The sequence below is a fragment of the Pseudomonas sp. Bout1 genome (genome assembly GCF_034314165.1).
Lineage (GTDB): Bacteria > Pseudomonadota > Gammaproteobacteria > Pseudomonadales > Pseudomonadaceae > Aquipseudomonas.
On the sequence record NZ_JAVIWK010000001.1, the window covers coordinates 5,280,888 to 5,296,789 of the forward strand.

A 15,902-nucleotide genomic window follows, 5' to 3' on the forward strand; every position below is an offset into this window, starting at 1 on the left:
TCTCTCGCTTGGCTGACCGTCAGTTAAACGGAACGTTGCGAGTGCTGTAGCAATACCCGTGCCTAAAAAAATAGGCTTAGTTTTCAGTCAGTTGAAAAACAGGCGTCAATCATCTGCCTGTTCATCACCTTCTTTGCGGCTCATGCCGTACTTGCGCATCTTCTCCACCAGGGTGGTACGGCGGATGCGCAGGCGCTCGGCGGCACGGGCAACGATGCCGTTGGCGTCATCCAGGGCTTGCTGGATCAGGCCTTGTTCGAGGCTGCCAAGGTAGTCTTTCAAATCCAGGCCTTCGGGCGGCAACATCGCGGTATTGCTGAAATCCGGGGTGTGCCCGTTGATGGCCACGCGCTCTTCCAGGTCGCTGCGCAGGCTGTCCACCAGTTGCTCGTCTTCGTCGTCGACGTAGCGGAATTTCTTCGGCAACTCGACCACGCCGATCACCCCGTACGGGTGCATGATCGCCATGCGCTCCACCAGGTTGGCCAGCTCACGCACGTTGCCCGGCCAGCCGTGGCGGCACAGGGACATGATCGCCGCCGAATTGAAACGAATCGAGCCGCGCTTTTCGTGTTCCATGCGCGAGATCAATTCGTTCATCAGCAACGGGATGTCTTCGACGCGCTCACGCAGGGGCGCCATCTCGATCGGGAATACGTTGAGGCGGTAGTACAGGTCTTCGCGGAAGCTGCCGACCTCGATCATGCTTTCGAGGTTTTTGTGGGTGGCGGCAATGATCCGCACGTCGACGCTCTGGGTCTTGTTGCTGCCCACGCGTTCGAAGGTGCGCTCCTGCAGGACCCGCAGCAGCTTGACCTGCATCGGCAGCGGCATGTCGCCGATTTCGTCGAGGAACAGGGTGCCGCCGTTGGCCAGCTCAAAACGCCCGGCACGGCTGGTGATCGCCCCGGTAAAGGCACCTTTCTCGTGGCCAAACAGTTCGCTTTCCAGCAGCTCTGCCGGGATCGCCCCACAGTTGACCGGCACAAAAGGCCCGTCGCGGCGCTTGGAATGGTAGTGCAGGTTGCGCGCGACCACTTCCTTGCCGGTGCCGGACTCGCCGAGGATCAGCACGCTGGCGTCGGTGTCGGCCACTTGCTGCATCATCTGGCGCACGTGCTGGATCGCACGGCTGGTGCCGACGAGGCTGCGGAACAGGTTGGGTTCGCGGTGACGGCCGCGCTCGCGGGCCTGGTCGTACATCTCGCGATAGACCTGGGCACGGTGCAGGGAGTCGAGCAATTTGCTGTAGCTGGGGGGCATTTCGAGGGTGGAAAGCACGCGGCGGCGCTGGTCTTCCGGCAGGTCGACAGAAGAAATATCGCCCATTAGCAACACCGGAAGGAACTCATCCCAGGTTGACAGGGTCTTTAACAAGCCCGGAACTGCGCCAGGAGCGTTTACCGTCCCGATCAGTACGCAAATGACTTCACGGCTCGACGACAAAGAGCTGACCGCCTGCTGCCAATCGTGGCTGCCGCAGGGTAGATTTTCTTCGCCAAGAAAATTCAGGATCACCGCCAGGTCGCGGCGCCGAACGCTATCGTCATCGATCAGCAGAATTTTGGTTTCACGCCACATGCAATAGCAACTTCCCTAGTAAAACTCTAATGCCCTCGAGTCGGGGGCAATCTAGATAGCTGTAGGCTTTCTCTGCCCTACAGCTTTCTGACGTCTGAAAATATCACTAGTTAAGTCAAAAATATGTGCACAGTCAAATTTATGACGCACCTTGTTCGGATTAACTGAGCTTTCAGCCGAACATATGGTAAACCTTTGACGCGTGTTTAGCTCGGTTGAACTGCGCCATCTCTTCGAAAATAGCTTGGCGCTCGCCCGTTGTTGCCTCAAGCAACTGCTGATAGACCGAAAGCAAGTCTTCCAGTTTTGCCCGAATGGCTGCCTCGTCCGCCGATTCCTCGTTGAGCGCAGCATCGATCAACGCGCGGCAACCCAAGTCCAGTTCGCCGATGGCCCCCCAATTACGTTCAGCCAATGCGTCAGACAACGCTTCGCGGGTCTCGTCAATTTTTTGCAATGCTTGACTCATCACATCGTCCTCAGGCCTCACGGCCTACTGTGCCTCTGCGGCAATCCCATCCCAGCCTTCCTTGAGCGTAATCAGCAGACCTGCGACTTCATCGATCATCGCAGCGTCGTTCTGACGGTTGGCTTCCAGCAGGCGCATGCTCATGAACGCATACAGGTTATCCAACTGCTGCAGTGCAATCGGGTCAGGGGTCTTCTCGGGGTTAAGGCCGTCACGCAACCCGACGAGGATGTCCACCGCCTTGCCCAGCATCAGCCCCTTCTGCGCGATATCACCGCGAGCCATTGCACCCTTGGCTTGCGCCATACGATCCAGCGCGCCTTCCATCAGCAACTGCACCAGGCGGTGCGGGCTGGCTTCGGAGATCTGGGCGTGGGTGTTGACCTTCTGGTATTGGCGAAGGGCTCTCATGGGATTCATGTTTCTACCTCGTGACAGGCGACAACTAAAAAAGGGTGGACGCTGATTATTATGTCGACGGCGTTACAAAAAACTTTAGCCCGCCTGGCGCTGTGACACAGCGCCTTGGGCGGGCTCTACCGGCCCACCTATCAGGTGGTCTTCGGATTGTTCAGCGAGTTGAGGGTGGTCATTACGCTGTCGCTCTGGGACTTGAGCTGCGCTACCAGGGCATCCATTGCGTTGTACTTAACCGTCAGGGAGGCTGTCAGGGCATCAGAGCGCGTGTTCAGCGCATCCTGCTGATTGGACAAGTCCTTCAGATTGTCCTGCAACGTCGTGGACCTGGAGGCAAACACCCCAGTCGCGGTTTGTGCGTAGCCATCGGTGACACTCGTCAAGCGTGACAGCAGCCCGTTGTCGCCGCTGAAGATGCTGTTGAGGTCAGAGCCGTTGGTCAGTACCGCCTTGTCAAAGGTCACGTCCTTGACACTCAACGTGCCCGCCGTCTGATCAGTCGTCACGCCAAATTGTGCCAGCGACTTGAAGGCTCCGGTACCTGTGACCGAGTTCATCACGCTCTGTATCGACTTCATCATGCCGCGTACGGTGCTGTCCCCGGTCAACCCGGCCGGCGTGACAGTGCCATCGGCATTGGTGGTGACCTGGGTTTCAGTATTCACGGCCTTGATCAGGGCACTGTAGGTATCCGTGAACCCCTTGACCGCCGACTTCAGGGTCGCGTTGTTCACAGCCACCGTAATCGTCGACGGCGCGGTGATGTCCGTCGAAGCCGCCAGCAGGTTGATACTCACACCACTGATGGCGTTGGTGAGGTTATTGGATGTCGACTCTTGAGGCGTGTCATCCAGGGTGTATTTCGCGTTCTGCGGCGGCGAACCGACAGCCGTCGCACCCGCCTCCAGGCCCGAGTCACCTTTGAGGGTAATATCGGTGCCAGCGCCGGTAGTACTGGACGATACCACCAGGCGCGAACCGTTGGAGTCAGTCAGAATGTTGGCACTCAAGCCGACACTGGCGTATTGCGCGTTGATCGAATCACGCACCTGGCCAAGGGTCGCCCCTGGCGGAACACTCACGCCATAGTCCTTGCCAGACTGAGAAATCGTCAGCGAGGTGGCTGAAGTCCCGGCATTGATAACCTTGCTGTCGCCGCCCGTAATGACTGCGGAGGACACCTTCGACGACGTCGCCAACTGCGTTACGCTCAGCTTATAGCTACCCGCAGCGGCGCCGGGGCCGATCGTGACCGCTGCCAGCTTGCTGTCTGACATCGTGGCGCTCAGACCGCTGAAGCTGACAGTCTGGGTCATGTTGGTCAAGGCACCACGGAACGCATCCAGCGCGGCCTGGATCTTGCCGATCGAGGTCAGTTGGGTAGTGGTGGTTTTCGTCTGAGTATTGATCTGCGCTTGCTTGGGTGCGGTTTGCGCCCCCACCAGGCTTTTTACCAGACCTTGAACGTCGATACCCGTACCCGGGCCGTTGACCGTTAGACCTGCTACGACTGTCATCGTCTTTCTCCTAAATCCGGGGCTGATGCTTTATTGACAAACACCGCGTCGCGCGGTTTCTGCAACAAAGTTCATGCCAGTTTAGACCTTGGCGTCAAATAGCACGCTGCTGGCATCATGAAGGCTTTGCGCGAGTTTCAGTGCAACTTCCGAAGGGATCTGGCGAATCACTTCGCCACTTTCGGTTGCGATGACCTTGACCACCACCTGGTGGGTGCTGTCATCAATGGAAAAATCCAGTTTGCGCTGGGCAGCCTGGATGAATTCGCTAATGTCCTTGACCGCCTGTTTCAGGTCGGTATGGCTCGACGGTTGCTGCGGATCGTCCGCTTTGGCCAACGCGTCGACCTTGGGTTTCTGCGCATCGACGGCTACTGGAGCGGTCGCATTCTGCTGCGCCGGTGCTGGATAAGACAGGTTCAACTTGACGCTCATGTCCATGACCAATCTCCTCATCGCGGAAAAGACAAAAGGGCACGTAAACGCGCCCTTCCGTCAGTTACCAAGTGCCGTTATTACTGAAGCAGCTTCAGTACAGCGGACGGCAGTTGGTTCGCCTGGGACAGGATCGCGGTGGAAGCCTGTTGCAGGGTTTGTTGCTTGGTCAACTGAGCAGTTTCAGAAGCGAAGTCAACGTCCTGGATCACGCCACGAGCAGCGGTGGAGTTGTCCGAGATGCTCTGCAGGTTGGCGATGGTGTTGTCGAAACGGTTTTGTACAGCACCGAGGTCAGCACGCTGGGAGTCGATGGTCGACAGGGCCTGAGTGAGCACGTCAACAGCGCTTTGTGCGTTGGCAGCGGTGGTCACGTCAGTGTTGCTGACCACGACTTTGCCCGAGTTGACAGCGGTTGCAGTTCCGTCACCGAACACGCCGGGAACGCCGGTGCCAGACAGGGAGTAGCTGGAGCTGGAGTTCAAGGCTACAGCGCCGGTGGCAATCACGTCAGCAGTAGTAGACAGGTTTGCTGCGGCGCCAAACTTGCCATCGCCGCCTTTGGTCTGAACACCGATGGTCGCACCACCAGCGTCAGCTGCGGAGAAGGTGAAGTTCTCACCCGAGTCGGACTTGATCGACAGAGAACCGGTCGACTGATCGAAGTTAACGCTGATGCCCAGTTTGGCGGCGTTGGAGTTCAGTTGGCCGGCAAGGTCAGAAGCGCTGGTGATGCCGGTGAACGAAACTTTAGGAGCAGTGGCACCGCTACCGACTGTCAGGGTGAAGGCACCGCTTGGGGAGGTCGTCGGGAAGGTAGTAGGCAACGTGAACTTGGCTTCGGTGCTAGCGGTAGCCTGCAGGCCACCGACTGCGCCGTTCAACTGAGCAGCGATATCCTTGGCCGAGGCTTTTGCGTCAATGGTCAGCTCATCAGATACCTGGCCACCACCGGTAACGGTGATTTTGCCGCCTGCAATACCGCCGCCTGGTGTCGGAGCATTGGACAACAACTGCTGCGAACCAATGTTGCTGGCCGATACGTTGCCCAGGCTCATGTTGATGGTCTGGTTGGCGTTGGCGCCCACTTGGAAAGCGGTAGTACCGAAAGAACCGTCCAGCAGGTTACGACCACCGAAAGTGGTGGTAGAAGCGATACGGGTCAATTCAGAAGTCAGAGCAGCGTACTGAGCCTGGTTCGACTTGCGGTCATCAGCGCTGAGGGAGCCGTTAGCGGACGACAGGGCCAGGGAACGCATGGTCTGCAGGATGTTGGTGGATTGCTGCATCGCGCCTTCAGCAGTTTGCGCGATGGAGTTACCGTCACCGGCGTTCTTGATGGCAACGCCCAGGCCGTTGATTTGGCTGGTCAGACGACCGGCGATTTGCAGGCCGGCCGCATCGTCTTTGGCGCTGTTGATCTTCAGGCCGGAGGACAGGCGCTGCATGGAGGTTTGCAGGGCGCTGGAAGCCTTGTTCAGGTTGTTCTGAACGGTCAACGAAGCAAGGTTAGTGTTTACTGTTAAAGCCATGACGAAATCCTCGTGGGTGGTGTACTGCGGCTTCCGGCCCTGGCAACCGCCGGGTGTGGCCTAGAGAACCTTCGTAATAGTTATCGTCGTGAAAGCAGGTTGCTTGAGGACTTTTTTGATTTTTTTTACTAGCACCGTGCCACTCCTTGTAATTCAAGCATTTACGCTAGCCCAAACCTCAGCAATTGCTGGCTTTTCTGGCGTCAAATAAAAAACGCCCATGATCTTCCGATCATGGGCGTTTTTTTGTGCAGCGCCTTTAAGCCATCAAGGGCGATGCAAAATCGCCGAGCCCCAGGACAACCCCACGCCAAAACCACTGATTGCTACGCGCTTCCAGGTGGAGTCGAGCATGTGCTTTTCCAGCAGCAGCGGAATGCTCGAAGACACGGTGTTGCCGGTCTCGACCATGTCCTTGATGAATTTATCCACCGGCGCATCTTCAAAACGCCGGGCCACGGCGTCGACAATCGCCGCACTGCCCTGGTGGATGCAGAACGCATCGATCTCGTCAGCCTTGAGGTCCGATTCGTTAAGCAGCTCGTGCAAATGCGCCGGCACCTTGAGCAAGGCAAAGTTGAACACCTGGCGGCCATTCATGAAGAACACGCCGTCGCTGACCTTCAAGTGCGGCGCACCGGAACCGTCAGTGCCGAACTTGGACTTGCCCAACTGCCAGGGCGCGTCTTCACCCATCCAGGTGGCGGTCGCGGCGTCGCCGAACAGCATGGTGGTGTTGCGGTCTTCCGGGTCGACGATCTTGGAGTACGGGTCGGCGGTCACCAGCAGGCCGTTTTTCAGGCCCGTGGCTTCCATGAAGCCCTTCATCGCATAGATACCGTAGACGTAGCCCGAGCAGCCCAGGGAAATGTCAAAGGCCGCCACGTGCGTCGGCAGGCCCAGTTTGTCCTGGACGATGGCGGCGGTGTGAGGCAAGCCCTCTTCGTCGCCGTTCTGGGTAACGACGATCAGCGCGTCGATGGATTCGCGCTTCAACTCGGGGTTGTTGGCAAACAAGGCGTTGACCGCCTCGACGCACAGGTCGGAGGTTTCCTGCGCGGCATCCTTGCGCGGCAGGAACGCCGACCCGATCTTGCCAATGATGAATTCTTCATCCTTGGCGAATTTGGCACCCTGGGCGTAGTTATCGATCCCGTCTGCCGGCACGTAACTGGCGATGCTTTTTATGCCAATCATTGTGGCTTCCCAATACTAAATAGCTGGAGAACACCCCGCGAAACAGGTCGCCGGGCGCTGACAATAATGGGGATAACCCCGCAAAAAACTCGCCGAAAACCGCCTTTACACCTGGGCGGCAGGCCCTCGCAGAGACCTGGCGACGACCTATCCTTTTCACACGATACAGTGAAGATGCGCTTTATGACTCACAGGTCACTCAATTTTCTGCGCTTTGTGCGAAACACGGGGACATACACGCGCCAAAAACGACAACGGCCCACCCCGTTTCCAGGGTGAGCCGCAGGTTGGCTGCTGCGCAAATTACATCTTGCTGAACAGGCTCAACTGGGAGATTTTCACGAAAGCCAGCTGCGAGGCCTGCAACATGGTTTGCTGAAGCTGCAGGTTGATCGCGGCCTGCCCCATGTCGACGTTGCCCAACGAGCTCATGGTGTTGGTGTTGGCAGTCCCCAGGCTGGTGTTTTCATCCGTTTGAAGGTCCAGGGCGTTCTGGCGGGCACCAATGGAGCCACGCACCTGGTCAATCTGCGAGCTGGCATTGTTCAGGTTGCCGATGGTCTTGGCCGCCACGTCCTTGAGGTTGTTCTGCGCGACCAGGTTGCCATCCGCCGGCGTTTCCAGGGCTTTACGCAACTGGCTCAGGGTGTCCAGCGCGTTTTCGTTCTTGTTGCTGACGGCGCTGACCGCAAACTGATCGCCCGCCCCCGGCGCACCACTGATATCAAAAGTGACACCGGCCGCGTTGATCGAGGTCGCACCGGCAGCCATGGTGCCTGTCGCGATGGTCCTGCTGTTTGGGGTGTAGGGCTGCGCATACACCTCATACGCGGTGCCGCTGGTGAATTTGATCACCGCACCGGTATTCGGGAACGTGCTGGCGTAAGCCGCCTGGTCCGTCACCTGGCCGCCGGTCACTTGTGCGGTCGACGGGTTGCCGGGCGAACGCGAAGCACTGAACGTGTCCGGCTTGGATTGCAGGGTGAACGCCTTGCCTGCCACCAGTGCATCGGAGGCGGCACCTGGTGCCACGTCTGCCCCGAGGGTCAGGCTGATATCAAACTTGACGCCCCGCAGGTTGACGCTGGACGAGCCTTCTTTCGTCGCGTCGAAAGTGCCGTTGCCGGGAATCTCGGAGGTAATGTCGTTACCGTCCTTATCGGTCACGGAATACTGCGTGCTGCTGCTGAAGGTCAGCTTGTAGGGCTGGCCGTCGGTAAAGCTCTTGGTGTAGGTGACGCCGGAGGTCACCGTGCCCGCCGACACCGCAACCTTGCCGTCATTGACCGCCGGCGGCAACAACGTGGCCTGGGTGCGGCCAGTGTTGGTCGAGCTTTCCATCAGCGCCTTGCCGGTATCGCCAGCCGCCATCGACAAGTTATCCGAGATCTGCAGGCTCAACGGCGTCTCGTCGCCTTGGTACGTGTAAGTACCGTCGTTATTGCGCAGGTAAGGCGGCGTGTCGGTTTTAGACCCGGAAAACATGTAGTTACCGCTGGCATCCTTGGAGTTGAGCAGGCCCAACACCTGATCCTCAAGCGCTCCCACCTCGCTGGCGATCGATTTACGGTCGTCATCGCTGAGGGACTGGTTAGCCGCACGCAGTGCCAGCTCATTACCGCGCTGCAGGGCGGTGTTGATGCTCTTTAATACCGTCTCCTCGTTGGTCAGCGAGTTCTGCAGGGTGTTGATGTTGCCGCTGAACTGGCCAAGCATGTCTTTCTGTTGCTGCAATTGCAGCAAGCGCGCAGCCGCCACCGGGTCATCCGACGCGGTTTGTACCCGGATACCACTGCTCGCCTGGTCCTGGGCTTTCACCACACCGGAATAGTTCGTCTGATACTTGCTGGCGCTGGTGTCGAAATACTGCTGTGTAGAAATACGCATCGTCCCAGACTCCTTTAAAGGGCATTAATCAGTGTGCTGAAAGTTTCTTGCGCAGCCTTGATGATCTGCGACGACGCGGTGTAGTACTGCTGGAACTTGATCATGTCACCCGCCTCTTCATCCAGGTTGACCTGGGAAACCGAGTTGCTGGCCGCCTTGTTCGCGGCCAACAGCGCACCTGTCGCGGTGGTGTCGGTAGCGGCCTGACTGGCTTTGGAGCCCACCTGCGACACGAGACGGGCGTTGGCGCTGACCAGGCTCACACCGGCGGTCCCGTCACCGAGACCTACCGTCGCCTTGGTCTGCAAATTCAGCAGTTGTTGAGCGTTGCGGTTGTCGGAGGTGCCGGACGCGTTGAACGAAAAGGTGGTGCTGTCGCCAGAGGCTGGCGAGCCGCCGACCGTGGTGTCGAAACTAAAGCTCTTGCCCGGGATCAACGCACCCGAGGCATCGCGCATCGGCACGTTGATGCTGATCTTGTTGCCCTGGCCCGGGATGATGGTGCCGCTGCCGATCGGGTTACCTTGCGCATCGCTTACCGTATACGACTGGGTACCATCGGCGGCCGGCTTGCCAAACAGCATTTTCACCGGCATGGAGTTTTCGATCCCCGTGCGCAGCTGGGCGGTATTGGCGCCGCCATGAATATCCAGCGGGACTGTCAGTTGCGGCGGTGTGAACGTACCGGTGCCCGTGTTGGTCGTGCTCGCATTCCCCGCCAAAGGGCCCGCGAAGGCCAGCTTGTTGGCGTCTTTCAGATCAACGCCGATGCCTGTGGCGCCGTTGGCCGTTGGGCTGACCTTGAAGCTGTCACCCGCCGCTACCGGGCCCTTGCCATTCAACGCCAGGGTAAAACCATCTATCACTGGCGGCGGCGTGGTAGTCGTGTCGAACGAACCCATGGCCTTGCCGTCGGAGCGCACGACGTTGTACTGGTTACCGCTGGTAAACGTCACTTTGTAATCGAAGGTCGTCAGCTGGCTGCTGTCCGAGATCGAGACATTAAGGTTGCCAGACCCCGCGCTGTTGCCGGCCGCGCCCTGGCTGCGTTGGGAAATCGCCGCCGCGCTATTGATATCGCTGAACAGCGACGAGCCGAACTCGCCGTTGAGGTCCAGGCCCTGGCCCAACTGGTTGTTGATCGTGTCTGCCGTGGCAATCGCAATTCGCCCAAGATCATTGATGGCAGGCATCAGCACGTCACTGCGATAGCGCAGCAAGCCGCCAATACTGCCGCCGGTGACCACATTGCCGATGTCGATGGACGTGTCGCCCATCGAAAGCTGGATGGTGTACTGGCTATTGTCGGTGCTGCTCGGTACCGCAGAGATATTATTGGAAATAGCCCCTTCCACCAGCGACTGCCCCGTACCGGTTGTAATACTGAACTGTCCGTTTTTTTCCGTGGCGGTAACGCCGATCAGCTCGTTGAGCGAGCGCACCGCCTCGTCACGCGAATCCAGCAGGTTGGCCGGCGCGCTGCTTGAAGTGCCCTGGGCCTGGGCGATCTGTTTGTTGAGCGACGCGATCGAGGACGTCAGCTTGTTAACCTGATCGCTCATGGTGCTCAACTGGCTGTTGATCGTTTGTTTCTGCTGGGTCAACTGGCCGGAGATAGAGTTGAAGCGGTTGCTCAAGGTCTGGGCGCTGGTCAACAGCAACTGGCGTGCAGACACATCGCTTGGCGTGGCGGAAGCGGTTTGCGCCGCCGCAAAAAAAGCACTGAGCACCGAGGACATGCCGGTGTTTGAATCCGACATGGTCTTGTCGATGGCACTGGCCTGGTCCAGGTAGGCGTTGGCGTCGCTGTCGAGTGCCGTGCTGTTCTGGTAAGCCGTGGTGAGGAACTGGTTGTACACCCGACGCACGTCCGCCAGGGTCGTACCGGTACCGATAAATACGCCGCCGTAGGCGTTCGACGAATTCGCGGTCTGAGCGCTCTGCTGACGCGAGTATCCCGGGGTGTTGACGTTGGCGATGTTGTTACTTAAGACCGACAACGATCCCTGGGCGGCGTTAAGCCCCGACATCCCGATATTGAGCAAACTCATGATTCAGACCTTATAAATGAGTGGAAGCGCCCGCGGCAGCGTAGTTCTGGTAGCTGTTCATCGTTTTTGCGATCTGCGAAATCTTGCTGGCGTAATCCGGGTCGGTTGCATAACCGGCTTTTTGCAACTCGCGTACAAACTGTTCCGGGTTGTCGGCTGATTTCACAACTTCTTTATAGCGATCATTGCTTTGCAGCAACGTGACCAGGTCGTGGAAGCTGTCCTGGTAGGAATTATAGGAACGGAACTGCGCCGTCTCCTTGACCATCGCCCCATCGCGAAACTCGCTGGTGATCGCCCGGGCTTGTTCGCCCTGCCAGCTCTGGCCGGCCTTGATGCCGAACAGGTTGTGGCTGCTGGTGCCATCTTCGGCACGCATCACCGATTTACCCCAACCGGTTTCCAGGGCTGCCTGGGCCACCAGGTAACGTGGGTCGACGCCGATGCGCGCCGCGGCCTGCTTGGCCATTGGCAACATGGTGGCGACAAATTCATCCTGCGAGCTGAAGGCTTTTTTCGCCGGCGCCAACGGTGGCTGTGCCACAGCGCGGCCGTAAACCTGCATCTGCCCGCGAGGCAGTGCGGCCAGGCTGCGGGCGGTGCTGTTGACTACACCGTCATCGGCGGCGCTGTTACGCAGCGGCGCGGCCTTGGCGGTGGTGGTGGCATCGGCGTTCGGCACAATGCCGGCCAGCAGGCGATCCGTCAGCTTGCTCGGCAACGAGATGCGCCGCTGGTTCATCAGCGCCATGTCGTTGGCGTGGGAGTTGGTGCCTTCAGGCACCGCCACGCGATACGCCCACAAAGGCCGCTGGCCATTGCTGCGGCCCAAAGGGCCATCGGCCTGGGTACCGGCGGCAATTGCGGTGGGCACATCCACCTTCTTCGCAGGCGTGGCCGGGCCTTGCAAGGTGGCCGCCTGGGCGTCCACCGGCTTGTTCTTCTGCATCTGGCGCATCAGCACGTCCGCCAGTCCGATACCGCCGCCTTCGCGAGACAGCGAAACCGCCAACTGCTGGTCGTACATTTCCTGATACTGCTTGGCGGCCGGCGTGTTCAGCGGGTTGTCCTTGCCCAGGGCTTCGGTGGCCGAACGCATGGACTTGAGCATCTCGCCGAGAAACAGCGACTCGAATTCCTGCGCGACCTTGCGCATGTTGCCGTCGCTGTTCTTGTCGCCGACCTTCAACTGGTTCAGCCGGTTGAGGTCGGAGTAGGAACCCGAATCCGCCGTGCTGGTGAGGCCGCTCTTGCGCATGTCCATGGCCATGGCGTCAGATCACAATCAGGTCGGCTTGCAAGGCGCCGGCCTGTTTCAATGCTTCGAGGATCGCCATCAAGTCGCCGGGCGCTGCGCCCACCTGGTTCACCGCACGGACAATCTCGTCCAGGGTGGTGCCAGGGCCGAACTTGAACATCGGCTTGGCTTCTTGCTGGGCATTCACCCGCGAACGGGGCACCACGGCGGTCTGGCCGTTGGACAACGGGCCAGGCTGGCTGACGATCGGGTCTTCGGTGATGGTCACGGTGAGGCTGCCGTGGGTCACAGCCGCCGGCGAAACCTTGACGTTCTGGCCGATCACGATGGTGCCGGTCCGCGAGTTGATGATGACTTTGGCCACGGCTTGGCCCGGGTCAACCTCAAGGTTTTCCAGCAGCGACAGGTAGTCCACCCGCTGGCTTGGGTCCAGCGGCGCCGTCACGCGCACCGAGCCGCCGTCGATGGCCTGGGCCACACCCGGGCCAAGCAGCTCATTGATCTTGTCCACTACACGCTTGGCGGTGGTGAAGTCCGAACGGTTGAGATTCAGGGTCAGGCTGTTGCCCTGGTTGAAGCCACTCGGCACGGTGCGTTCCACCGAGGCACCACCGGGAATGCGGCCAGCCGACGGTACGTTGACGGTGATCTTCGAACCATCACGGCCCTCGGCATCAAAACCGCCCACCACCAGGTTGCCCTGGGCGATGGCGTAGACATTGCCGTCGATACCTTTGAGCGGGGTCATCAGCAAGGTGCCGCCGCGCAGGCTTTTGGAGTTACCCATGGACGAGACGGTGATATCCACCACCTGCCCCGGCTTGGCGAACGGCGGCAAATCGGCACTGATGGACACCGCCGCGACGTTCTTCAACTGCACGTTGCCCGAGCCCGGCGGCACCTTGATGCCGAACTGCGAGAGCATGTTGTTGAAGGTCTGCAGGGTGAACGGGGTTTGGGTGGTCTGGTCGCCGGTGCCGTTAAGCCCCACCACCAGGCCGTAGCCGATCAATTGGTTGGACCGCACGCCGGAAATGCTCGCGATGTCTTTCAGGCGTTCAGCCTGGGCGCCGGCGCTCAGGGCCAGCAGCAACATCGCAGCCATCAGCTGTTTGAAGTTCAAAGTGGTCACCTAGAAAGGGAACAGCGGGCTAAGGAAGAAACGGTCAAACCAGCCCGGCTGACTGGCGTCAGCAAACGAACCCGTACCCGAGTAGGTGATACGTGCATCGGCAATCCGTGTCGACGGCACGGTGTTGTCGGTAGAGATATCGTCGGCGCGAACCATGCCGGCAATGCGCACCAGCTCGTCACCGGTGTTGAGGGTCATCCACTTCTCGCCACGTACGGCGATGATACCGTTGGGCAGCACGTCGGCCACGGTCACGGTGATCGAACCGGTCAGGCTGTTGCCCTGCCCCGCCGCGCTCTTGCCGTTGGTGGCGCGGTCGCCGCTGTAGCCAGCGTCCAGGCTCAGGTCACCACTGCCCAGCGGGTTATTGGTGTTCGGTACACCGCCAAACAACGAGGTCAGGCCGATGCTGGTCTTGCTGGTCTTGCCGATCTGCGAGTTGGCGTTCTTGCTCGCCTGGGTCTTCTCGTTGAGGGTGATGGTGATGATGTCACCGACCCGGAACGCCTTGCGGTCGCTGTACAGGTTCTGTTCGAAACCGGCCTGGTAGATCGAGCCATTGTTGGCGGCCGCCGGCAACGGCGTGCGCGGCAACACCGGCGCATAGTACGGGTCATTGGGCTTTGGCGTCGGGGCGACACAGCCCGCGAGCACAGCAATCCCACTCAATGCCAGAACAGAAACATAGCGATTCATGACCCATACCTCACGGTGTTGCAGGCGCCTTCGAGGGCGCCCCATAGACTTGATTACAGATTCTGCGTTACGAACGAAAGCATCTGGTCGGCGGTGGAAATCACCTTGGAGTTCATCTCGTAGGCGCGCTGAGTGGTGATCATGTTGACCATCTCTTCAACGGTGCTGACGTTGGACGTTTCCAGGGTGCTTTGCAGGGTGGTACCAAAACCGTTGAGGCCCGGGGTGCCGATTTGCGGCGCGCCGCTGGAGGCGGTTTCCAGGAACAGGTTGTTACCAATGGCCTGCAGGCCGGCCGGGTTGATGAAGTCGGCGGTTTGCAGGTTGCCGATCACCTGGGACGCCGGGTTGCCGGCCACGGTGATCGACACGGTGCCGTCGTTGCCGACGGTGAAGGTCTGGGCGTTGTTCGGTACAACAATCGCAGGCTCCAGCGCGAAACCGTTGGCGGTCACGACCTGGCCGTTGGAGTCCAGGTGAAACGTACCGTCGCGGGTGTAGGTGGTGGTGCCGTCCGGCTGCAGGATCTGGAAGAAACCTTTGCCGTTGACGGCCAGGTCCAGCGGCTGGCCGGTTTGCTGCAAGTTACCGGCGCTGAAGTTCTTCTGGGTGCCAACAATCGCCACACCGGTACCCAATTGCAGGCCCGAGGGTAATTCGCTGTCCTGGGTCGACTGGGCGCCCGGCTGCTTCTTGATCTGATAGAGCAAGTCCTGGAACTCGGCGCGGTCACGTTTGAAACCCGTGGTCGACACGTTGGCCAGGTTGTTGGAAATGGTGGTCAGGTTGGTGTCCTGGGCGGACAAACCTGTTTTGGCAACGTATAGAGCCGGAAGCATGTTCTTCTCCTTCGTGCGCCTGTTTTATGGCGCCGCGCTACAAAAATTGGGGTGTGGCTGCTATCAGCTCATCGCCAGGACGCGGGTCATGGCCTGGTCGTCTTCTTTGGCGCTGTTCATCATCTTGATGTGCAATTCAAACTGCTTGGACAGGGCCAGTACTGCCGTCATTTCTTCGACGGCGTTCACGTTGCTCGCCTGCAGGAAACCCGACGTCAGCTTGACGTTGGCATCGGCCTGGGCCGGCTGGCCATCCTTGGTATGGATAGTGCCGTCCAGCCCCTTAGTCATGTTCTTGAGGTCGGGCTGCACCAGCTTGATCCGGTCCACTTCAGCCATCACCCGTGGGCCTTCGCCCATGGCGCGAATGCTGATAGTGCCGTCCTGGCCGACTTCGATCTGCTGCTGGGGCGGCACGGCAATCGGGCCACCGTTGCCCATGATCGGCATCCCGTTGCCGGCCCGCAGCACGCCCAATGCATCGACGTTCATGCTGGCGCTGCGCACGTAAGACTCGCCGCCATCGGGGTTTTGCACGGCCATCCAGCCGTCGCCGCTGACGGCCACGTCGAGGTCACGGCCGGTTTCAATCATCGCGCCAGGGGAAAAGTCCGTGCCTGGGCGTTCGGTCAAGGCAAAGGCCCGCGCCGGAAAGCTGTCACCAAACACCGGCATCGAGCGCGCCTGTTCCAGGTCACGCTGGAAACCATTGGTGGAAACGTTCGCCAAGTTGTTGGCGTGGGCCTTCTGCGCCAGTGCATTCTGGCTGGCGCCGGTCATTGCCACGTAAAGGTACTTATCCACGCTCTTTCCTCTTTCTGACGGACGCTTGCCGCCCACCGCTGTACTAATGAGGCTTAAGCAATTTGCGAACCAACTTTTAGAATTCAG

The 15,902-nt window shown here is 59.4% G+C and carries 14 protein-coding genes; all 14 read right to left on the minus strand.

Going from position 1 to position 15,902, the window contains the following annotated elements:
• Positions 1 to 105 precede the first annotated feature (105 nt).
• Positions 106 to 1,581, minus strand: a complete 1,476-nt coding sequence (locus RGV33_RS24330; protein ID WP_322146664.1) for a sigma-54 dependent transcriptional regulator — start codon at positions 1,579 to 1,581, stop codon at positions 106 to 108.
• A gap of 172 nt (positions 1,582 to 1,753) precedes the next feature.
• Complete coding sequence (locus RGV33_RS24335) at positions 1,754 to 2,050, minus strand: flagellar protein FliT (RefSeq protein ID WP_322146666.1); 297 nt, start codon at positions 2,048 to 2,050, stop codon at positions 1,754 to 1,756.
• A 24-nt stretch (positions 2,051 to 2,074) separates the two neighbouring features.
• Positions 2,075 to 2,470, minus strand: coding sequence for a flagellar export chaperone FliS (gene fliS / locus RGV33_RS24340; protein WP_322146668.1), 396 nt, complete (start codon positions 2,468 to 2,470; stop codon positions 2,075 to 2,077).
• A 131-nt stretch (positions 2,471 to 2,601) separates the two neighbouring features.
• A complete protein-coding gene (fliD, locus tag RGV33_RS24345; RefSeq protein ID WP_322146670.1) occupies positions 2,602 to 3,984 on the minus strand; it encodes a flagellar filament capping protein FliD in 1,383 nt (460 codons plus the stop codon).
• A gap of 81 nt (positions 3,985 to 4,065) precedes the next feature.
• Positions 4,066 to 4,425 (minus strand): flagellar protein FlaG, encoded by a 360-nt coding sequence (locus RGV33_RS24350; RefSeq protein WP_322146672.1) that lies wholly within the window; start codon positions 4,423 to 4,425, stop codon positions 4,066 to 4,068.
• A gap of 74 nt (positions 4,426 to 4,499) precedes the next feature.
• Positions 4,500 to 5,951: a flagellin gene (locus tag RGV33_RS24355; RefSeq protein WP_322146674.1), complete on the minus strand. Its 1,452-nt coding sequence runs from the start codon at positions 5,949 to 5,951 to the stop codon at positions 4,500 to 4,502.
• Positions 5,952 to 6,218: 267 nt separating this feature from the next.
• Complete coding sequence (locus RGV33_RS24360; protein ID WP_322146676.1) at positions 6,219 to 7,148, minus strand: ketoacyl-ACP synthase III; 930 nt, start codon at positions 7,146 to 7,148, stop codon at positions 6,219 to 6,221.
• A gap of 303 nt (positions 7,149 to 7,451) precedes the next feature.
• Positions 7,452 to 9,035 (minus strand): flagellar hook-associated protein 3, encoded by a 1,584-nt coding sequence (locus RGV33_RS24365; protein WP_322146678.1) that lies wholly within the window; start codon positions 9,033 to 9,035, stop codon positions 7,452 to 7,454.
• Between the two features lie 14 nt (positions 9,036 to 9,049).
• On the minus strand, positions 9,050 to 11,086 hold the full coding sequence (gene flgK, locus RGV33_RS24370) for a flagellar hook-associated protein FlgK (RefSeq protein ID WP_322146680.1): 2,037 nt from the start codon (positions 11,084 to 11,086) through the stop codon (positions 9,050 to 9,052).
• Between the two features lie 10 nt (positions 11,087 to 11,096).
• A complete protein-coding gene (gene flgJ / locus RGV33_RS24375) occupies positions 11,097 to 12,356 on the minus strand; it encodes a flagellar assembly peptidoglycan hydrolase FlgJ (protein WP_322146682.1) in 1,260 nt (419 codons plus the stop codon).
• Positions 12,357 to 12,360: 4 nt separating this feature from the next.
• Entirely contained in the window at positions 12,361 to 13,449 is a 1,089-nt protein-coding gene (locus RGV33_RS24380; RefSeq protein WP_032899355.1) for a flagellar basal body P-ring protein FlgI, read from the minus strand.
• A gap of 27 nt (positions 13,450 to 13,476) precedes the next feature.
• Positions 13,477 to 14,172 carry a flagellar basal body L-ring protein FlgH gene (gene flgH / locus RGV33_RS24385; RefSeq protein WP_003214607.1) on the minus strand — a complete coding sequence of 232 codons (696 nt, stop codon included), beginning with the start codon at positions 14,170 to 14,172 and terminating at the stop codon, positions 13,477 to 13,479.
• A gap of 53 nt (positions 14,173 to 14,225) precedes the next feature.
• Positions 14,226 to 15,011, minus strand: a complete 786-nt coding sequence (flgG, locus tag RGV33_RS24390) for a flagellar basal-body rod protein FlgG (protein ID WP_003214609.1) — start codon at positions 15,009 to 15,011, stop codon at positions 14,226 to 14,228.
• Positions 15,012 to 15,074: 63 nt separating this feature from the next.
• The gene (locus tag RGV33_RS24395) at positions 15,075 to 15,815 is read right to left on the minus strand and encodes a flagellar basal body rod protein FlgF (protein ID WP_003214611.1); all 741 of its coding nucleotides are present in this window, start codon (positions 15,813 to 15,815) and stop codon (positions 15,075 to 15,077) included.
• Between the last annotated feature and the right edge of the window lie 87 nt (positions 15,816 to 15,902).